This is a genomic window from Vreelandella sp. DA03-1M, from assembly GCF_055725665.1.
In genome coordinates this window covers 3,584,237-3,603,715 of the sequence record NZ_CM146798.1, presented here as the reverse complement: position 1 = coordinate 3,603,715, position 19,479 = coordinate 3,584,237, and the positions used below count along the sequence as shown (strand labels likewise).

The 19,479-nt window shown below is 56.1% G+C and carries 14 protein-coding genes and 2 tRNA genes; 12 read left to right on the top strand and 4 right to left on the bottom strand.

Annotation, left to right across the window (positions count from 1 at the left end):
- The first annotated feature begins 56 nt into the window (after positions 1-56).
- Entirely contained in the window at positions 57-1,328 is a 1,272-nt protein-coding gene (locus ACXUPB_RS16825; RefSeq protein ID WP_472953548.1) for a malic enzyme-like NAD(P)-binding protein, read from the top strand.
- A gap of 71 nt (positions 1,329-1,399) precedes the next feature.
- On the opposite strand, the gene ACXUPB_RS16820 is transcribed toward ACXUPB_RS16825, so the two are convergent.
- Positions 1,400-2,218 (bottom strand): acyl-CoA thioesterase, encoded by an 819-nt coding sequence (locus ACXUPB_RS16820; protein ID WP_472953547.1) that lies wholly within the window; start codon positions 2,216-2,218, stop codon positions 1,400-1,402.
- 133 nt (positions 2,219-2,351) lie between these two features.
- On the opposite strand from ACXUPB_RS16820, the gene tadA reads away from it, so the two are divergent.
- Positions 2,352-2,810, top strand: a complete 459-nt coding sequence (gene tadA / locus ACXUPB_RS16815; protein ID WP_472953545.1) for a tRNA adenosine(34) deaminase TadA — start codon at positions 2,352-2,354, stop codon at positions 2,808-2,810.
- A 27-nt stretch (positions 2,811-2,837) separates the two neighbouring features.
- Here the strand turns inward: tadA and mltF are convergent, their stop codons facing one another.
- Positions 2,838-4,301: a membrane-bound lytic murein transglycosylase MltF gene (gene mltF / locus ACXUPB_RS16810; RefSeq protein ID WP_472953544.1), complete on the bottom strand. Its 1,464-nt coding sequence runs from the start codon at positions 4,299-4,301 to the stop codon at positions 2,838-2,840.
- 184 nt (positions 4,302-4,485) lie between these two features.
- On the opposite strand from mltF, the gene purL reads away from it, so the two are divergent.
- The 8 genes from purL (at position 4,486) to nadA (ending at position 14,817) form a co-directional block, all read left to right on the top strand.
- Positions 4,486-8,448, top strand: coding sequence for a phosphoribosylformylglycinamidine synthase (purL, locus tag ACXUPB_RS16805; RefSeq protein WP_472953542.1), 3,963 nt, complete (start codon positions 4,486-4,488; stop codon positions 8,446-8,448).
- 21 nt (positions 8,449-8,469) lie between these two features.
- The gene (gene radD, locus ACXUPB_RS16800) at positions 8,470-10,326 is read left to right on the top strand and encodes a DNA repair helicase RadD (protein ID WP_472953540.1); all 1,857 of its coding nucleotides are present in this window, start codon (positions 8,470-8,472) and stop codon (positions 10,324-10,326) included.
- A gap of 99 nt (positions 10,327-10,425) precedes the next feature.
- Positions 10,426-11,376 (top strand): segregation and condensation protein A, encoded by a 951-nt coding sequence (locus tag ACXUPB_RS16795; protein ID WP_472953538.1) that lies wholly within the window; start codon positions 10,426-10,428, stop codon positions 11,374-11,376.
- Positions 11,373-12,212: an SMC-Scp complex subunit ScpB gene (scpB, locus tag ACXUPB_RS16790; protein WP_035562123.1), complete on the top strand. Its 840-nt coding sequence runs from the start codon at positions 11,373-11,375 to the stop codon at positions 12,210-12,212. Before ACXUPB_RS16795 ends, scpB begins: the two co-directional genes overlap by 4 nt.
- The gene (gene rluB, locus ACXUPB_RS16785; RefSeq protein WP_035562125.1) at positions 12,199-13,074 is read left to right on the top strand and encodes a 23S rRNA pseudouridine(2605) synthase RluB; all 876 of its coding nucleotides are present in this window, start codon (positions 12,199-12,201) and stop codon (positions 13,072-13,074) included. Before scpB ends, rluB begins: the two co-directional genes overlap by 14 nt.
- A 146-nt stretch (positions 13,075-13,220) precedes the next feature.
- Positions 13,221-13,296 (top strand) — tRNA-Lys (locus ACXUPB_RS16780).
- 146 nt (positions 13,297-13,442) lie between these two features.
- Positions 13,443-13,518: transfer RNA gene (locus ACXUPB_RS16775), tRNA-Lys, on the top strand.
- A 270-nt stretch (positions 13,519-13,788) separates the two neighbouring features.
- Positions 13,789-14,817, top strand: coding sequence for a quinolinate synthase NadA (nadA, locus tag ACXUPB_RS16770; protein ID WP_179916575.1), 1,029 nt, complete (start codon positions 13,789-13,791; stop codon positions 14,815-14,817).
- A 289-nt stretch (positions 14,818-15,106) separates the two neighbouring features.
- Here nadA and ACXUPB_RS16765 read toward each other — a convergent pair whose 3' ends face one another.
- Positions 15,107-16,156 (bottom strand): IS110 family RNA-guided transposase, encoded by a 1,050-nt coding sequence (locus tag ACXUPB_RS16765; protein ID WP_472952743.1) that lies wholly within the window; start codon positions 16,154-16,156, stop codon positions 15,107-15,109.
- Positions 16,157-16,384: 228 nt separating this feature from the next.
- Entirely contained in the window at positions 16,385-17,848 is a 1,464-nt protein-coding gene (locus ACXUPB_RS16760; RefSeq protein WP_472953535.1) for a M48 family metalloprotease, read from the bottom strand.
- Positions 17,849-18,066: 218 nt separating this feature from the next.
- On the opposite strand from ACXUPB_RS16760, the gene ACXUPB_RS16755 reads away from it, so the two are divergent.
- Positions 18,067-18,330, top strand: a complete 264-nt coding sequence (locus ACXUPB_RS16755) for a sulfurtransferase TusA family protein (protein ID WP_179916821.1) — start codon at positions 18,067-18,069, stop codon at positions 18,328-18,330.
- Positions 18,327-19,427 (top strand): AI-2E family transporter, encoded by a 1,101-nt coding sequence (locus ACXUPB_RS16750; RefSeq protein ID WP_179916822.1) that lies wholly within the window; start codon positions 18,327-18,329, stop codon positions 19,425-19,427. Before ACXUPB_RS16755 ends, ACXUPB_RS16750 begins: the two co-directional genes overlap by 4 nt.
- Positions 19,428-19,479: the final 52 nt, after the last annotated feature.

Sequence of the window (19,479 nt, the reverse complement as noted above, 5' to 3'; positions counted from 1 at the left end):
GGTTTTTTCTATATTCTGAAACGACTTATCTACTTTATGTTAACTGGACTCTGACCATGACGGATGCAAATAAGCAGGCTGCTTTGGATTATCACGCAAAACCGATTCCCGGTAAGCTGTCGGTGGAGTTGACCAAACCCACCGCGACGGCACGGGATTTGGCGCTGGCGTATAGCCCAGGCGTGGCTGAGCCAGTGCTTGAAATCGCCAGGGATGCGGAAAATGCCTACCGCTATACCGGCAAGGGTAATCTGGTTGCCGTTATCACCGACGGCAGCGCTATTCTTGGCTTAGGTAATCTGGGCCCACTGGCGAGTAAGCCAGTCATGGAAGGCAAAGGCGTGCTGTTTAAGTGCTTTGCTGGCATCAACTCGGTGGATATCGAAGTCGATGCAGAAAGCCCTCAGGCATTTATCGATACCGTCGCGCGCATTGCCGATACCTGGGGTGGCATCAATTTAGAAGATATCAAGGCGCCGGAGTGCTTTGAAATTGAAAAAACCCTGATTGAGCGCTGCAGTATTCCGGTCTTCCACGATGACCAGCATGGCACCGCGATTGTCACGGCGGCAGGCATGCTGAACGCTTTGGATATTGCTGGCAAAAAAATCGAAGACGTTAAAATTGTTTGCATGGGCGCTGGTGCGGCGGCGATTGCCTGCATGCGCCTGCTGGTCTCCTGTGGCGCAAGTAAAGACAATCTTGTGATGCTTGACCGCCGTGGTGTCATTCACACGGACCGCGAAGGCATCAACGAATACAAGGCTGAATTCGCCCGCGATACCGAGATGCGCACCTTGGATGATGCCATCGACAACGCTGACGTATTTATCGGCCTTTCGGGCCCGGGCCTGCTCTCCGCTGAACAGGTGAAGAAAATGGCGCCAGATCCAGTGATTTTTGCCTGCACTAATCCGGATCCGGAAATTCATCCTGACGTTGCTCGCGAAGCGCGCCCGGATGTGATCATGGCCACTGGCCGTTCGGATTTCCCGAACCAGGTTAACAACGTGCTGGGCTTCCCGTTTATCTTCCGTGGTGCGCTGGATGTTCGTGCTACACGCATTAACGAAGAGATGAAGCTGGCCGCCGTACATGCGCTGAAAGATCTGGCCCGAGAGCCGGTTCCTCAGGAAGTGCTGGATGCCTATGAGCGTGCCGAGATGAGTTTTGGCCGCGAGTACATCATTCCCACGCCTGTCGATATTCGCCTGTTGGCGAGAGTTACCTCGGCGGTTGCTCAAGCCGCGGTTGATTCTGGTGTAGCGCGCAAACCGTTTCCTGCGCACTATCCGCTTACGTCTATCAACGACGTTTACGGCGGCTAATAAACCGCAGCACTCTCTCAAACATTTACGCCCGCTAATAAGCGGGCGTAAATGTTTGAGAGAGTGTCTATTTAGTCTTGTGAATAACGCGTTAGCCCTTCTTGAGCGGTAGAGGCCACTAAGCGGCCATCACGGCTGTAAATATGCCCCCGCGCCAGCCCGCGAGCGCCGCCTGCCCAGGGTGAATCGATAACATACAGCAGCCAATCGTCCAGGCGTGTGTCCTGGTGTAGCCATAAGGCGTGGTCTAGGCTGGCGATGCGCAGCTTGGGGTCGCGGTACTCGATGGCGTGGGGAATCAGGCTGGTGGTCAGCAGGTTGAAGTCAGAGGCGTACGAGAGCAGGTGGCGGTGCAGGGCCGGGTCGTCAGGCAGAGTGCCTGAAAGTCGAAACCACAAACACTGGCCTGTAGGCGTGCCGTTGTCGGGGTTGCCCATGAGATGCAAAAACTCAATGGGGTGGCCGGGAAAGCGGTCATGTTTGGCATCGCCGTTCTCTAGCAGCGCTTCGGGGGTGGCGACATTCGGCATGGCGCGCTGATGGCTAAAGCTCGCTTCCTCGCTCTGAAAAGAGGCGCTGCAGAAAAAGATCGGCCGGCCTTTTTGAATGGCGGTGACGCGGCGGGTGGTAAAGCTGCCGCCGTCGCGAATGGTATCCACTTGATAGACAACGGGGCGATGGGGGTCGCCGGGGCGCAGGAAGTAGCCATGTTGAGAGTGCGGGCGACGCTCGTCTGGCACGGTGCGCGCGGCGGCCGCCAGCGCTTGGCCAAGAACCTGACCACCGTAGAGCTGAGGAAAACCTAGATCCTGGCTCTGGCCACGAAATAGCGTCTCTTCCAGTGTTTCCAGCTCTAGTAATGCTACCAGTTTGTTCAGCGCGTCTGTCATTCTCGGTATCCTTGCGGCTGTCTCTATCGAATGCGGTCGGTGAAAGAATGCTATCGCTAAAAGTAATAAGCTGCCACGGTGCCGGGCACCTCTTTCATACGGTCGTTTAGCTACCTTAGCGGAGTTTACGTTTATGCGCAGCGATGAATTTTACATGCACCGGGCGCTCGACCAAGCCCACCTGGCCGCGGCGGCGGGCGAGGTGCCCGTAGGAGCGGTGGTAGTTGATGTGCAGGGGAACATTATTGGCGTCGGGTGCAACGCGCCAATGGCCAGCTGCGACCCCAGCGGCCACGCGGAAGTGCGTGCCCTACGTGAGGCGGGTAAGCACCTGGGCAACTACCGCCTTGAAGGCTGTACGCTGTTTGTCACCCTGGAACCCTGCATGATGTGTGCGGGCACGATGATTCATGCACGCGTGGCCCGCCTGGTGTATGGCGCTGCTGAGCCTCGTGCGGGCATGGTGGAGTCAAAAGCGAACCTGCTGTCACAGCCGTGGTTCAACCATCAGATCGCGGTAACCGGTGGCGTGTTAGCCGCAGCCTCGCAAAAACTGCTGAAGGGGTTTTTCGCCGCTCGGCGCGAGCAGTAATACTGAATTGGAAATGCTACGGCGCTGTTAGTTAAGCGGTGGCACAAGCTCGAACAATAGCAGTGGATCATCATTGACAGGCATTTGTTCTAGTTGAAAAAATTGCTGACGACTACGCTCTACATATTGAATCATTTCGTAATAACGACGGATATTGCGTACGTATATTACCGGCTCGCCGCCACGGGCGTAGCCGTGACGCGTTTGGCTATGCCATTCACGCTGCTGTAATAGCGGTAGCGCCGCGCGCACATCTTGCCAGCTGTCGGGGTCGCCGCCGCGCATTTCCGCAATTTTACGTGCGTCATAGAGGTGGCCAAGGCCCACGTTGTAGGCCGCCATGGCCATAAACAGGCGATCATCGCCGGTTATGCCTTCCGGCAAGCGGTCTTTGATACTGCGTAAATAGCGGGCACCGCCGTCAATGCTCTGGGCGGGGTTTGTGCGATCCGTCACGCCCATTTCACCCGCCGTGGGGTTGGTCAGCATCATCAAGCCGCGCACGCCCGTTGGCGAGACGGCGTCTGGATCCCAGTGGGATTCCTGATACCCCACTGCCGCCAATAACTTCCAGTCAAACTCTGTTTCGCGGGCAGCCTGCTGGAACAGTGCCGTGTAACGGGGCAAGCGTGCATCAAGGTGATCAAGAAAGGTGCGCGTGCCGACATACTCTAAATAGTCGTCGTGGCCGAAGTAGCGGCTTACCAGCCGATCAAGCGTGCCGCTTTCTTGAAGGTCTTGTAGGAACCGATTGGCGGCTTCAAGCAACCCTAAGCCGCGACCGCTAGGCACCGCCCATGCCATGGAGAGCGGGTCGCCGAGTATAAAGCCACGTTCCACATTGGGGAAAAACAGCCGATTTAAACGAAACTGATGCTCGAAAATGACCGCGGCGTCCAGGGTGCCGTCTTCAACGCGTGCCAGCAGTTCGGCGACTTCAAGCTCGTGAGACTCTTTCCAGCTCAAGGTAGGATGACGCCGCTGAAGGTCGCGCAGCGCTTCATCAGTACCGGCTTCGCTTAGCGTGCCAAGTTCTAAGCCGACAAGGTCACTCGGCTCTTTAATGCCATTCAGGCCGCGGCGGTAAACCACCAGCGGCTGCATTTGAATAATCGGCCGAGTGTAGTGGACGCCAGGGCTGTCAGGCAGTAATGGCAGCGCTGCCGCGCCCAGGTCGCCTTTTTCACGCACCGCCGGCAGGACGCTTTCTGGGTGGTGGCTGGCGTCAAGGTTAAGACTCACTCCCAAGTAATCGGCAAAACGGTGCATCAGTTCGTATTCAAAGCCGGTAGGGCCTTGGCGGCCTTCGTAATAGGTCGTGGGGGTGTTGCGGGTATGAACGGTAATAAAGTCTTTTGTGCTGATATGCGTTAAATGCTCGCCTGGGGGAGCAAGAGAGAGAGTGGGTACCATGGTCAAAAGCGTAATAGTGATTAACGCATAATAAGCGCTGGCACGGGCTATAAAATGTCGGCAAATCAACGTCAGCATGGCGTCTTGTTGGCATGAAACAAGCTGCCACGATACCCAGCCCGGGTTACGCTGTCACCTTGTTGATTTCGTGTGGTGGCTGGTTTCCAGTATCATAGGCGTTTTTCGCTATCATAAAAGCACGGCCGCTTAGCGGCCCGGTGATTTCCCTGCTCGAATTTCCCTGCTCTAGAGGCTTCAGGATATGCTCGAACTGCGAGGCGCGCCCGCCCTTTCTGCCTTCCGTTATGCTCGGCTGTTAACGGTGCTGCGTGAACGTGTTCCCGAGGTGGAAGCGCTGTCTGCCCACTATGTTCATTTCATCGACCTTAACGCTCATAACCACAGCAAGACGCTGGACGATACCGCCCACGAGCGTTTGGTGCAGTTACTTGACTATGTGCCGGGCGATGGCACTCACTCGAGCGTAGAGGTTCCGAAAAGCGCCCAGCGGTTTTTAGTGGTGCCGCGTTTGGGTACCCAGTCGCCCTGGTCGTCTAAAGCGACGGATATCGCCCATAATTGCGGATTGAACCAGATTAGCCGTATTGAGCGCGGCATCGATTATCGGGTCAGCTTTACCGACATGCCGGATGAAGAGAGCCTGAACGCACTAGCGGCACTGCTGCATGACCGTATGACTGAAACCGTGCTATCCGATGCTTCAGACGCTGCCAAGCTGTTTGCCCAGCACGACCCGGCGCCGTTGGGTAGTGTGGATATTCTAGAAGGGGGCCGGGAAGCCTTAGCGACAGCCAACCAAGCGCTGGGGCTGGCGCTGGCAGAAGATGAAATTGATTACTTGGTAGACGCCTTCAACGAACTGGGGCGTAACCCCAGCGATGTTGAATTGATGATGTTTGCCCAGGCCAACTCCGAGCACTGCCGTCACAAGATATTTAATGCCGACTGGGTGATCGACGGCGAGCCGCAAAGCCACTCGCTGTTTAAGATGATCAAGAACACCTTTGCGTCGTCGCCGGACAACGTGCTGTCCGCTTACAGTGATAATGCCGCTGTCATCAAGGGCAGCCAGGGCGGCCGCTTCTTTGCGACACCACTTACCGGGGCGGAAGACGAGCGGGCGCTTTATGGCACCCATCAGGAGCCCATTCATATTCTGATGAAGGTGGAGACCCACAATCATCCCACCGCGATTGCCCCTTTCCCAGGTGCAGCCACAGGTTCCGGGGGCGAAATTCGCGATGAGGGTGCGACGGGTATCGGTGGCAAACCCAAAGCGGGTCTTTCTGGCTATACCGTCTCTAATCTGCGTATTCCTGAGTTCGTACAGCCCTGGGAAGCCTTTGATTACGGCAAGCCGGGGCGCATGGAGTCGGCGCTCAACATTATGCTCGAAGGCCCGATTGGCGGCGCGGCATTTAACAATGAGTTTGGTCGCCCCAATCTAACCGGCTATTTCCGCACTTACGAGCAGGAGTCCCTGAACGAAGGTGGTATAGAGCGGCGTGGTTTCCACAAGCCGATCATGCTTGCCGGTGGTTACGGCAATATTCGTGCTCACCACGTCCAAAAGGGCGATATCCCTGTCGGCGGCAAACTGATCGTAATGGGCGGCCCGGCGATGCTGATTGGCTTGGGCGGTGGCGCTGCATCCAGTATGGCGTCCGGCACCTCCAGCGCCGATTTGGATTTTGCCTCGGTGCAGCGTGAAAACCCGGAAATAGAGCGTCGTGCCCAGGAAGTTATTGACCGTTGCTGGGCCCTGGGCGATCACAACCCCATTCGCTTTATTCACGATGTAGGCGCAGGCGGGCTTTCCAACGCGTTGCCGGAGCTGGTCAAAGACGGCAACCGTGGCGGCCGTTTTGACTTGCGCGCGGTGCCGAATGCCGAGCCTGGCATGAGCCCGCTGGAAATTTGGTGCAATGAAGCGCAAGAGCGCTACGTGCTCGCCGTAGCGCCAGGAGACTTGGATACCTTTGACGCACTGTGTAAACGCGAACGTTGCCCTTATGCAGTGGTCGGTGAAGCGCTGGAAGCGCACCATTTGGAAGTGCGCGATGGTCATTTCAGCAGCAAGCCGGTCGATTTGCCGATGAGTGTGCTGTTCGGCAAAGCACCTAAAATGCAGCGTGAGTTTGAGCGCCACGATCCCGAGCTTTCCGGCATGATGCTGGATAATCTTGACCTTCGCGAAGCGCTGGATCGGGTACTGCGTTTGCCGACAGTCGCCTCCAAAAGCTTCCTGATCACCATTGGTGATCGCTCGATTACCGGCCAAGTGGCCCGTGATCAAATGGTCGGCCCCTGGCAGGTGCCGGTGGCCGATGTGGCGGTTACCACGGCAAGCTATGACACCCACGCCGGTGAAGCCATGGCGCTGGGCGAGCGTCCGCCGGTGGCGTTGATCAACCCCGCCGCTAGCGCCCGCTTGGCCGTTGCTGAAGCGATTACCAACCTGGCGGCGGCACCGATTGCTAAGTTGAGCGATATAAAGCTCTCCGCTAACTGGATGAGCGCGGCTGATCACCCCGGTGAAAATCAGGCGCTTTATGATGCTGTTTACGCCGTGGGCATGGAAATGTGCCCGGCATTGGGCATTGCGATTCCGGTGGGCAAGGATTCGATGTCAATGCGCACCGCCTGGGTCGATGAGGATGACCAAGGTGAAAGTGAAGACAAGAGCGTAACGTCGCCGCTTTCGCTGGTCGTCACGGGCTTCGCGCCGGTCACCAATGCAATGGCAACGCTTACGCCGCAGATCAATCTGGATCAAGATGAGTCTGATCTGATTTTGATCGACCTGGGCAGCGGTCAGAACCGCTTGGGTGGTTCTGCCTTGGCGCAGGTATACGGCCAGGTGGGTAACGACTGCCCTGATGTAGACGATCCGGAGGATATTAAAGCCTTCTTCGAGGTCATTCAGGGCCTTAACCGCGACGGTAAGCTATTGGCCTACCACGATCGCAGCGATGGCGGCCTGTTGGTCACTCTGTTAGAAATGGCCTTTGCTGCCCATGCGGGGCTTGAGATCAAGCTCGATTGGATGATCGATGAACCGGTAGAGGCGCTGAATGCACTGTTCTCCGAAGAGCTTGGCGCGGTCATTCAAGTCAATCGCCAACACACTGAAGAAGTGCTGGCGCAGTTTGCCGTGGCCGGTATTGAAACCTGTGGCGTGATTGCTCGTCCCCGTTACGATGACCAAGTGCGCGTCACGCTATTTGAAGAGCCCTTGCTGGAAACCACGCGTCAGCTGACCCAGCGTACCTGGGCGGAAACCAGCTACCGTATGCAGGCGCTGCGCGATAACCCTGAGTGCGCCAAGAACGAATTCGACAACCTGCTCGATAGCCGTGATCCAGGACTTTCCGCCACGCCGACCTTTGATATCAATGACGACATCAGCGCGCCATTTGTTAATACCGCTAAACCGGCCATGGCCGTGTTGCGCGAACAAGGGGTTAATGGTCAGGTAGAAATGGCCTGGGCCTTCGATAAGGCTGGCTTTGAGGCGGTGGATGTTCATATGAGCGACATCCTCGAAGGGCGTGTTTCGCTGGATGAGTTCAAGGGCCTTGTCGCCTGTGGCGGCTTCTCTTATGGCGACGTGCTTGGCGCTGGCGGCGGTTGGGCTAAATCGGTGTTGTTCAACGAACGCGCCCGTGAACAGTTCGCGGCATTCTTTGCCCGTGACGATAGCTTCTCGTTGGGCGTCTGCAATGGCTGTCAGATGCTCTCGCAGCTGAAGTCGCTGATTCCCGGCGCGGAAAATTGGCCGACGTTTGTGCGCAATGAGTCCGAGCAGTTTGAAGCGCGGGTCTCTATGGTGCGGGTCGAAAAGAGCCCTTCGATTCTGCTCGCTGGCATGGAAGGCTCTAAACTGCCCATTGCGGTTGCCCATGGCGAAGGGCAGGCGGCGTTCCGTGACAGCGCTCATCTGCGTAGCATGCAGTCGAGCAGCCAGATTGCGCTTCGCTACATCGACAACTACGGCCAAGCGACCACCCGTTACCCGGCGAACCCTAACGGCTCACCGTCGGGTATTACGGGGCTAACCACGCCTGATGGCCGTGTGACTATCATGATGCCGCACCCTGAACGTGTCGCTCGGGCGGTCACCAACTCTTGGCGTCCGGCGGAGTGGACTGAAGACGGTGCTTGGCTGCGCTTATTCCGCAATGCTCGCGTTTGGTTGGGTTAACGGAGACACCCTCATAGGTGAATGATGACGCAACATGACAAGGCGGCCTCTGGGCCGCCTTTCTCATCCATAGCCCAGACGCCCCAATTGCGCCCCTATCAACAGGAGGCGGTAAAACGGGTGGTCGTGCATTTTCGTGCTTCCAGTGAGCCGGCGTTGGTGGTGCTGCCTACCGGCAGCGGTAAATCCTTGGTCATTGCTGAGTTAGCGCGCCTGGCGCGGGGGCGAGTGTTAGTGCTGGCCCACGTACGCGAGCTAGTGGAGCAGAACCATGCCAAGTATCAGGCTTATGGGCTTGAGGCCGATATTTTTAGCGCGGGACTAAAGCGTAAAGAGGCGAACCGACAAGTGGTGTTTGGCTCGGTGCAGTCGGTGGTGCGCAATTTAGATCGCTTTAATGACGCAAACTTTACCTTGCTGGTCATCGATGAGAGTCACCGCGTATCGCTTAACGAGGACGCCAGCTACCGCCAGGTGATTGAACACCTGCGACAGCATAATGCTCAGCTTAAAATACTCGGACTCACCGCTACGCCTTACCGTTTGGGGCAGGGGTTTATCTATTATCGCCATCACCACGGCATGGTCAGGGGCAGCGAGGAGAGCTTTTTTCGCGACTGTGTCTTTGAACAGCCGCTGAGGTTGATGGTGAAACAGGGCTATCTGGCGGCACCCAAACGCCTGGATATGGCCATTGAGGGCTATGATTTTTCTGCCCTCAAGCCCTCTTCAAGCGGTTTTTTTCAGGAGGAGGAGCTCAATCGCGTAGTGGCGGGTAACCGGGCAACGCCGGGTATTATCGGACAAATCGTCGAACGCGCGGCTGATCGCCAAGGGATAATGATCTTTGCCGCCACCGTGGCCCACGCTGAAGAAATTATCGGCTATTTGCCGCGAGCCGAAGCGGCGCTCATCACCGGTGTGACCCCCTCCCGAGAGCGTACGGCGCTAATTGATGCCTTCAAAGCGCGCGAACTGAAGTACCTGGTTAACGTCGCGGTGCTGACCACCGGTTTCGATGCGCCTCACGTGGATTTGATCGCTATTTTACGCCCCACAGAGTCGATTAGCCTTTATCAACAGATGGTGGGTAGAGGACTGCGTTTGTCGCCGGGCAAAAGCGACTGCCTGATTTTGGACTATGCCGGTAACCCCTGGGATATCTTCGCGCCGGAAGTGGGCGAGCCGAAACCAGATAGCGACAGCGAGCCGGTTCAAGTCGAGTGTCCCGCCTGTGGCCATGCCAATCTATACTGGGGCAAGCGAGATGGTGACATCGTCATTGAACACTTTGGCCGCCGCTGCCAGGGGTTAGTCGATGACCCTGATAGAAATTCTAAAGTAGCAAGCGGCCAGCGTGGCGCGGTTTCGGGCGCCTGTAAAAAGCAATGCGACTTCCGGTTTCGCTTTAAAGTTTGCGATGAGTGCGGTGCCGAAAATGATATCGCTGCCCGGCGCTGCCACGGCTGCGACAAGCTATTGGTGGACGCGGATGACAAGCTAAAAGATGCCCTAAAGCTTAAAGATGCCAAGGTATTGCGAGTAAGTGGTATGCAACTGGAAGCGACGACCAATGGTCGTGGCCTACCGCGCTTAAAAGTCACTTATCACGATGAAGATGGCACGCATCTATCCGAGTGGTTCGCGCTAGAGACGCCTGCTCAACGGCGCGCCTTCTATGCCGCGTTTCTGCGTTATCACCTGCGCGCACCTGGCGGCAAATGGCAGCCGTTGAGCGCTGATGAGGTAGTCGCCGAGCAGCGCCGCCTGCGCCATCCTGATTTTGTCGTAGGCCGTAAAGTGGGCCGGCATTTCCAAATCCGCGACAAGCTGTTTGATTACGAAGGACGCTATCGTAAAGCGGTGGAGGCCGGATGATGCGCTTTCATTACCCGCGACTTGGGCGTCGCCAAGGGTGCCGACTTTGCTAAACTGTGCGATTGTATTGATCCCCTTTTACCAGGAGAGCCGACCCGCGTGAGCGAGACGCCAAGCGATACGACAGAGTTAGAAAATCCTGACGCTGCGACCACTGACCCAGTGGCGGTTTCGTTTGGGCGTCTGTTCAATGAGCAGATTACGGAAATGCCGGAGGATTTGTATATTCCTCCCGAGGCACTACGCGTCTTTCTGGAGACCTTTGAAGGCCCGCTGGATTTACTGCTCTACCTGATTCGGCGTCAGAACCTGGATATCCTGACCATCAATGTGGCCACTATCACCCACCAGTACATCGAGTACGTGGAACTGATGAAGGCCATGGAGATTGAGTTGGCGGGTGAATACCTGCTGATGGCTGCTATGCTCGCTGAGATCAAGTCGCGGACCTTGTTACCCCGCCCGCCGAAGGCCGAGGGCGACGATGAGGAGGATCCTCGCGCAGAGCTTATCCGACGCCTCCAGGAGTACGAACGCCTCAAGGAGGCAGCCGAGACACTGGATACGCTACCGCGCATGGGGCGTGACTGGTTCAGCGTGCAGGCGGGCTTACCTCCGCTGGAATCTCGTGTGATTCACCCTGAGGTGGAATTGGATGAATTGCTCAGCGCGCTCTCCGATATTCTCAAACGCGCCGAGCTGGTGCAGGCCCACCAGATCAGTCGCGAGGTGCTATCTACCCGCGAGCGCATGCTCAAGATTATGGAGTTACTCAGCCACGATGATGCGCATCAACGTTATACCCCCTTTGAAGCGCTGTTCATCTTAGAGGAAGGGCGGGCTGGCGTGGTCGTGACCTTTATGGCAATTCTAGAGCTGGCCAAAGAAGCCATGATTGAAATTGTTCAGAATGCACCGCTTTCCCCGATTCACGTACGTGCTCGGCGTGCCGCCCTGGCCGACGACGAAGAGGGCGCTTTTGAGGAGAACGAGATAGAAGACGATGCCTATGGTGAGTCCGCCTTTGAAACTGGAGAAGAGACGCCATGAGTAACGCCGCCAACGCGTTAGATGACATTATTGAAGCAGCGCTCCTGGCCGCTGGTGAACCGTTACCCCTTGAACGCCTAGAAACGCTTTTTCTTGAAGGCGAATGCCCGACTCGCAAGGAGTTTCGCGATGTCCTTGAGCGCTTGCAGCTGCGCCATTCAGCTGGGGCGCTAGAGTTGTTGGAAACGGTCTCAGGCTATCAGCTACGCATTCGCCCGCGTCTGTCGCAATGGGTGTCGCGGTTATGGGACGAGCGCCCCCAGCGCTACTCACGGGCCTTGCTGGAAACGCTGGCGCTGATCGCCTACCGCCAGCCGGTTACTCGTGGCGATATCGAAGAGGTGCGTGGGGTCAGTGTAAGCAGTTCAATCATGCGCACCCTGGCGGAGCGCGGTTGGATTCGCGTAGTGGGCCACCGGGATGTGCCGGGGCGCCCGGCAGTATATGCCACCACGCGGAGTTTTTTAGATGACTTTGGATTAAAAACGCTTGATGCGCTGCCGCCGATGCACACCCTGGCGAACTGGGACGAGAGCGAACTACCTGAAGACACAGGGATGACCAATGATGCTGCCATTCAGGAAGAACAAGACACCGGTTCAGACCACGAAGCACTAGACGAAACGATCAAAACGGTGCAGGATGCGCCACCCCAGAAAGAAGACATAACGTCGGCTGAAACAGCCGATACGCACGCCGAGACGGCGTTAACCCAGCCGCTGAGCTTTGCCGATTTACAGGCACGGCTGGCGGCACGTGCGCAGCGCGCGAACGAAGAAGAGCGCGAGCGCACGCAGACTACCGATGTGAGGTCAGACGACCATGAGTCAGAGTAATAGCACCACGCCCCCTATCAGTGAAAAGCTGCAAAAAGTCCTGGCCCGCGCAGGCCTTGGCTCACGGCGTGAGATGGAAACGGCAATTTCCGATGGCCGTGTAAAGGTGAATAGCCAGGTGGCCAAGCTGGGTGACCGTGTTGAAGCGCGGGATAAAGTCAGCTTTGACGACCGCCCGGTATTGCTGCGTCCGGAAGAAGAAGTGCCGCGCCGGGTGATCATGTACAACAAGCCGGAAGGCGAGCTGTGCACACGCAAAGACCCGGAAGGTCGGCGCACCGTATTTGAACGCTTGCCGCGCTTGAAAGGCGAGCGCTGGATTGCGATTGGTCGCCTGGATATCAACACCAGCGGTTTGCTGCTGTTTACCACGGATGGCGAGCTGGCCAACCGTTTGATGCATCCCTCTACCCAGGTGGAGCGTGAATACGCCGTTCGGGTCATGGGTGAAGTGAAGCGCGAACATATCCTGGCGATGGTCGATGGCGTGATGCTGGAAGATGGCCCGGCGCGCTTCACGGATGTACAGGAGTTTGGCGGCGAAGGCATTAATACCTGGTTCCATGTGGTGATTTTGGAAGGTCGTAACCGCGAAGTGCGGCGCCTTTGGGAGTCGCAAGCCCTAACGGTGAGTCGCCTAAAACGAGTGCGTTACGGCAACATCTTCCTCGATAAGCGCGCTAAAGCCGGTGAATGGGTTGAACTTAACCAGGATGAGGTGGATGACTTAGCGACATTGGCTAACTTAGAAACCCGTAAAGTGCCTGCGCTGACGCCCGATGAAAAGAACCGCTGGAACCGCGATAAGCACAAGCGTAAGCCGGTTCAAGTGATGCGTAAGCCGAAAAGCAAAGCCCGTTAACAAAGCCCGTTAAGTAGGTGAGCGAACGTGCCTGAACCGGTTTGTATTGACCAGTCAGGCGCGTTTTATGGTCCATTTCTGTTATCTCACGCTAAAAACACTTGCTATCAAAAGGGTGTAAGCGTAGGATATGCATCCGTTCAGGCGGGTCGTTAGCTCAGTTGGTAGAGCAGTTGACTTTTAATCAATTGGTCGCAGGTTCGAATCCTGCACGACCCACCATTTAGCCGCTGTTTTGGCAGGAAGTTTTTATCCACCAGCTTGGCAGTCATTCTTTCGAGACGGAAACTGGACACGGTAAGTGTGAACATTAAAGTTTCAAAAAAACTGAAGCTTGAAAAATTGAAGTTCAATAGCAAGGCAAATTTGGGTCGTTAGCTCAGTTGGTAGAGCAGTTGACTTTTAATCAATTGGTCGCAGGTTCGAATCCTGCACGACCCACCAAATTCAACGCCCCTGGCAGCATAGCTGCCAGGGGCGTTTTGCTATGCGGGTGAGAGGTACTTTTGGGTAATGCCTCTACGTGACAATCTGTTTGCAGCGGGCAGCTATTTCCGATCAGAATGGGCTAGAATAGATATTCAGACGATAGGCCACCACGAGAGACGTAGCGGCCGATCGCACGCGAGCGGTGCGGGAATAGAGCGAAACGCGCCTGTGCCGTGACCCAGTGTTTAGCAGGGGGATTCCCTGTTCGTCACAGTGGTAGACACGATGACTATTATGACTACTCAAGCAGAGCTGAGTGCTCCGTTGCCCGTTGCATACTGTCCGACCCGGATTCCGGCGGAAGATTTGGCAAGGGTCGAAGAAATCAAGCAGCTATTGAAAACGCATAACGCTGTTTTGGTCGCGCATTACTACACCGATGATGCTATTCAGCAGCTCGCCGAAGAGACCGGCGGCTGCGTCGCCGATTCGCTAGAAATGGCACGCTTTGGTGCTCGCCACGACGCGACCACGCTGGTGGTTGCCGGGGTTCGCTTTATGGGCGAAACCGCCAAGATACTGTCGCCGGAAAAGCGCGTGCTCATGCCTACCCTTGAAGCAACCTGTTCCCTGGATATTGGCTGTCCTGCTGATGAATTCAGCGCTTTTTGCGATGCGCACCCTGATCGCACTGTGGTGGTGTATGCCAATACCTCCGCGGCGGTTAAGGCGCGTGCGGATTGGGTGGTGACTTCATCGATTGCGGTAGAGGTGATTGAGCACCTGCAGGCCAAAGGCGAGAAAATTCTCTGGGCGCCTGATAAGCATTTGGGCGGCTATATTCAGAAGAAAACCGGCGCCGATATGTTGATGTGGGACGGCGCCTGTATCGTCCATGAAGAGTTCAAAGCTAAAGGCGTTGAAGACCTTAAGCGCATTTACCCTGATGCCGCCGTTTTGGTGCACCCCGAGTCGCCTGAGCCGGTGGTGAAGCTGGCCGACGTCGCTGGTTCCACTTCGCAGTTGATCAAGGCCGCTAAAGAGCTACCTAACGATAAGCTGATTGTGGCGACGGACCGAGGTATCTTCTTCAAGATGCAGCAGGCGGTGCCCCATAAAACCTTGTTTGAAGCGCCCACCGCCGGTAACGGTGCTACCTGTCGCAGCTGCGCGCATTGCCCCTGGATGGCCATGAACGCGCTGGATAACCTGGCGGGTGCGTTGCGCGAGGGAAGTGGAGAGATCCAGGTCGATGAAGCATTGCGCCTGCAGGCCTTAAAACCTCTTGAGCGCATGCTTAATTTCAACGCATAGCGAGAAAAGATTAACCGAATGTCATTGCGTATAGGGACTCCTCCCCGGTTGCAAGCTCCGATGATGAACAACATAAGCCGATGCGTGCGTATAGTCGGTCTCTTAATGGGGACGCTATCCCCTGACCCTGATGAACGTCGCGCACCTTCTCTCCTCAACGAGGCGTAGGCTTTTTCAGCCATCGCAATGAGCAGGTTTTGAGAAGGTCGGTCTGACCTGTTTTTCATCGATCGTTGCCCGGCAACAAGGTAGCCGCCTGTCGGCGCTTAGCCGCTGATGATGTTACCGCTTAGCTCACCATCAGCGCGGAACCGTCGTTAAACTCTCTACAATAGGACTGTCCGCTGTGCAGAACCGCCCAGGCGGTTCGCACTGTCTTGTTCGCTAACGCGACAGCCGCTTTGTTCTTGCCAACGCGAGCGACCAGGGATCGTAGCCAACGACTTTTAGCATCCTGTTTGTCACCCACGGTGTTGATGACCGAGTGTGCGCCACGTATCAGGGCGGCTTTCAGCGAGATTTGCCCCGTTCGGCCAATGCCCTTGATCTTCGCGATGCCACCACTGCTGTGTTGTGTCGGCGTTAACCCCAGATAGGCTGACGCTTGGCGACCTTTCTTGAACGCGTCGCCGTTACCGAGGGCGCTATAGAGCTGGGTGGCGACCACCGGCCCCACTCCCTCAATCGCCAACAGTTGGCGACAAGGCATCACCGCACGGCTCATCTGCTCCACGCGCTTATCCAGTGACTGAATGCGCTCGTTGAGTCGATCCAGCTCCGCCATTTGCTCGGCAATCAAGTCACGCATCAGCATCGAAAGCTCGTTATCGGCATCTTCCAGGGCGAGCCAGACACGTTGCTTTAACGCTTTCTGTCCCCGACCGCTGATCACTCCATATTCCTGCAATAACCCATGAACCTGATTGATCAACTGGGTGCGTTGATGAATATACCTTTCCCGAATGCGGTGCAGGCTCTGAATATCCTGTTGCTCGACGCTTTTGAGCGGTACAAAGCGCATATCAGGGCGCAACCCGGCCTCTACAATGGCGAGCGCGTCATTGGCATCTGTCTTATGCCCCTTGCGAAAGGGCGTTACAAACTGGGGCGATATGAGGGCAACGGTATGGCCGAGGGCCTGCAGCTGTCGCGCCCAATAATGCGATCCACCGCACGCCTCCATGAACACCCGACAGGCCGGTTGGCGGCGCATAAAATCCAAGACCTGATGCCGTTTAAGCTCTTTGTTGACCTGAACACGCGGGCGGCGAGTGTCGACAACACACACTTGGAAAACACGCTTTGCCAGATCAATACCTATTGTCTTATGCTTGTTCATGGCTCTTCCCCTCCGCATTGATGTGGTTCAACTATCAATGTAGCTCGCTGAAGCTTCGAGAGGGGAGGAGTCCCTTTCATTGAGCGTAGAAGCTTCATTGCGAAAGAAGTGAAGCAACCTCGGTGTTACTGCCACCTCTGGTGAAGATTGCCGCGTTGCTGCGCTCATCGCAATGACATAGGTTTAGTTGACCTAGATTTAATTGACCTAGGTTTAGTTGACATAGGTTTAGTTGAAATCTTCCAGCGCTTCGCGATACTCAATGAAAGCTTCCCGGCGCTGTTCAATCCTGGCTACTACCTGTTGATCATTTTCACGTTCCGCTGCATCCCGAGCGATGGAGAGCTGGCGAATGCCGCGGTCTACCCGGCCCGTCAATTGCAGGTGCTCAGCGCGAGCTAAATGCCCCCAGCCATCATGGCCACTGCGTCCGGCGGCTTCAGCTAATAGATTGAAGACCTGAGGGTTTTCTGGATGCTGATCGGCCATGTCCCGTAACACGTTATAAGCTGATTGAGGGTCACGCTGTAGCTGTGCTTCGGCCAATATCAGTTGAGCAGGCAGGTAGTTAGGCATAAAGCGCAGCAATCGCTGGCCGCGCTGGATGGCCTCATCGTACTGACCGGCCTCTAAAGCGACGCTCGCGGCAGAGGCGGGGAGCATGGCAAAGTCAGGCTGCTGACTGGCAAGTTGATCAAGGCGTTGTAAGGCATTATCAGTCTGGCCGTTACGGGCAGCGATCAAGGCGTCCAGGTAGCCCTGGGCAGTCTCGTCGGCGCCTTCTTGGGCAAGGCGCGCAGCCGCTTGCTGAGGTGTGTTGGCATAAATGCTCAACAGGGCGCGGGCGCGCATCATGTCGTAAAGGGTGTCGCTGGTATAGGCATCGGCGACATTGAGTTGGGCAGCGCGATCCTGTGCAGCGGTTAAGCGGCTATCGGTGACCGGGTGGCTAAGCAGGAACTCCGGCGGTGTCTCGCCCTGTAGGCGGGCCATGCGCTGCATAGCGGCGAACATGCGCACCATTGCCTCTGGGTCGTAGCCCGCGTCGGCCATCGCCTGGAGGCCTAGGTTGTCGGCTTCCTGTTCAAATAAACGTGAATAGCTGAGCTGATCCTGTATTAGCGCTGCCTGGGAGCCCATGGCGGCGGCCATGCCCGCATCACCGCCGCCACTCGCAGCAATTAGCATGCCTGCTAGCATGGCCGCCATGGCGGGCAGTTGGGTTTGTGCTGCCCGTGCGTTTCCCCTCGCATAGTGGCGTTGAGAGAGGTGGCCCAGCTCATGGGCCAGCACCGAAACGAAGGCGCCTTCATCTTCAGCAAATGCGAACAGTCCTGAGTTGATGCCTATCACCCCGCCAGGCACGGCAAAGGCGTTAAGCGATTCGTTATCCACCATCACGGTAATAGTGCGAAGACCGTTAATCTGGCTATGGGGGGCGAGCCGGGCAATCAGGCTTTCCAGATAGTCGTTGGTAATAGGATCTTGCCACTGGGGGGCTTGGGCACGAAACTGTCGTAACCACGCACGGCCCAGGCGATACTCCTCATTGCTGACCGAGGTAGACGCCGCCCCCAGGCTTGGCAGGCCGTAATCGTTGATAGCAACGCTTTGGGGACTAAAAAGTAAACTGCCGCAGGCGCAAGCGAACGCACATATCCAGCCTGGGTAAGCGCTACGAAAGGTCGGCATGGCATCCTCATGGGTGATGGTTAAACGCTACCGTCAGGGTATGACATTGATTAATACTATGACATTGATAAAGACGGGGAAGTGCCGTTAAATCGACGACCTAGTGAAATCAATCGCTAACAAGACAGTTTATGCGGCAGCGTCTATTACACAATGTATATGCAGCAACATTTACAAATCTATGCCGTGAATAGGCAGGTCATTTTGAGGGAGAGTGTATGTCTGAGCAAACCGGGGGCTTTCAACCCGATACGGTGCTTGACGCTTGTGGGCTGCATTGCCCATTGCCACTGCTGAAAACTAAGCAAGCCTTAGCTGCCTTGGCAGCAGGTCAGTTGCTGGAGGTGCGTTCAACGGACGCCGGTTCGTGGCGAGATATGGCGTCGTTTACCGATCAAAGCGCGCATACCCTGGAAGGCCGTGAACAGCGTGACGATGTTTATGTGTACTGGATTCGTAAAGTCGGGGATGGTCACTCATGACCCTGCGTACGATTTTAAAAAGCTGGGTTGAGCGCTACTTCTCCGACGAAGAAGCGCTGATTCTGCTGGTAGTATTGGTGGCGGGTTTTGCGGCGATCATCTGGTTTGGCCGTATGCTGGCGCCGTTTTTCACTGCACTGGTAATTGCGTTTCTACTGCAAGGCGTGGTGAGCGCACTTACCCGCCGTGGGCTGCCGCATTTGCTGGCGGTGATTATGGTATTCCTGGCGTTTATTAGTGTCTTGCTAACCCTGGCGTTTATTTTAATGCCGCTGATTTGGAACCAGTTAGTGGGGTTGGTGCAAGAAACACCGAGGATGTTCGCCAGTGGTCAAGGCTGGCTGGACGAGCTGCAAGCGCGCTATCCCAACATTATTACGCCGGATCAGATGCAGAGCTGGATAGGCGTGGCGAGCCGCGAAATCAGTCAGCTAGGGCAGCGCGCCTTAACGCTTTCGCTGGCATCGCTAGGCAATATTATGTCGCTGATTATTTATCTGGTGCTGGTGCCGATTCTGGTCTTCTTCATGCTCAAGGATCGCGACGTATTGGTTGGCTTCATGCTTTCGCTGCTGCCCCAAAAACGCACCCTGTTGTCGCGTATTTGGCGTGAGATGGATGATCAAATTGCCAATTATATTCGCGGTAAGTTTATTGAAATTATTATCGTGGGCACGGTGACCTTCTTTACCTTTGCTTTCTTTGGATTGCCCTATACGGCGCTGTTGGCCGTTCTGGTGGGGTTTTCTGTACTGGTGCCGTATATCGGGGCGGCGGTGGCAACGCTACCGGTGGCTGCGGTCGCTGGGTTTCACTTCGGGCTCAGCGAGGAGTTTGTGTATGTGCTCGTCGCCTATGGGGTGATCCAGGCGCTGGATGGCAACGTACTGGCCCCGGTATTATTTTCTGAAACCAACAATATCCATCCGGTTTCTATCATTGTGGCGGTGTTGTTCTTCGGCGGAATTTGGGGCTTTTGGGGTATTTTCTTTGCTATTCCGTTAGCAACACTGCTGAAAGCGCTGATCTACGCTTGGCCGCGTAGTATGCATGAGCGAGAGGAGCGTCGTAGCTTGCAAGCCCCAGCAAAAGAGTAAGCGTAGCGCTGAAACAGGCCCGCGCTGGGTATCCTCAGCGCGGGCATAGGGG

Bases quoted from the DNA above. Each gene is read 5' to 3' on its own strand.
- ACXUPB_RS16825 (WP_472953548.1), top strand. From the start codon at position 57: ATGACGGATGCAAATAAGCAGGCTGCTTTGGATTATCACGCAAAACCG.
- ACXUPB_RS16820 (WP_472953547.1), bottom strand. From the start codon at position 2,218: ATGACAGACGCGCTGAACAAACTGGTAGCATTACTAGAGCTGGAAACA.
- tadA (WP_472953545.1), top strand. From the start codon at position 2,352: ATGCGCAGCGATGAATTTTACATGCACCGGGCGCTCGACCAAGCCCAC.
- mltF (WP_472953544.1), bottom strand. From the start codon at position 4,301: ATGCTGACGTTGATTTGCCGACATTTTATAGCCCGTGCCAGCGCTTAT.
- purL (WP_472953542.1), top strand. From the start codon at position 4,486: ATGCTCGAACTGCGAGGCGCGCCCGCCCTTTCTGCCTTCCGTTATGCT.
- radD (WP_472953540.1), top strand. From the start codon at position 8,470: ATGATGACGCAACATGACAAGGCGGCCTCTGGGCCGCCTTTCTCATCC.
- scpB (WP_035562123.1), top strand. From the start codon at position 11,373: ATGAGTAACGCCGCCAACGCGTTAGATGACATTATTGAAGCAGCGCTC.
- rluB (WP_035562125.1), top strand. From the start codon at position 12,199: ATGAGTCAGAGTAATAGCACCACGCCCCCTATCAGTGAAAAGCTGCAA.
- nadA (WP_179916575.1), top strand. From the start codon at position 13,789: ATGACTATTATGACTACTCAAGCAGAGCTGAGTGCTCCGTTGCCCGTT.
- ACXUPB_RS16765 (WP_472952743.1), bottom strand. From the start codon at position 16,156: ATGAACAAGCATAAGACAATAGGTATTGATCTGGCAAAGCGTGTTTTC.
- ACXUPB_RS16760 (WP_472953535.1), bottom strand. From the start codon at position 17,848: ATGCCGACCTTTCGTAGCGCTTACCCAGGCTGGATATGTGCGTTCGCT.
- ACXUPB_RS16755 (WP_179916821.1), top strand. From the start codon at position 18,067: ATGTCTGAGCAAACCGGGGGCTTTCAACCCGATACGGTGCTTGACGCT.
- ACXUPB_RS16750 (WP_179916822.1), top strand. From the start codon at position 18,327: ATGACCCTGCGTACGATTTTAAAAAGCTGGGTTGAGCGCTACTTCTCC.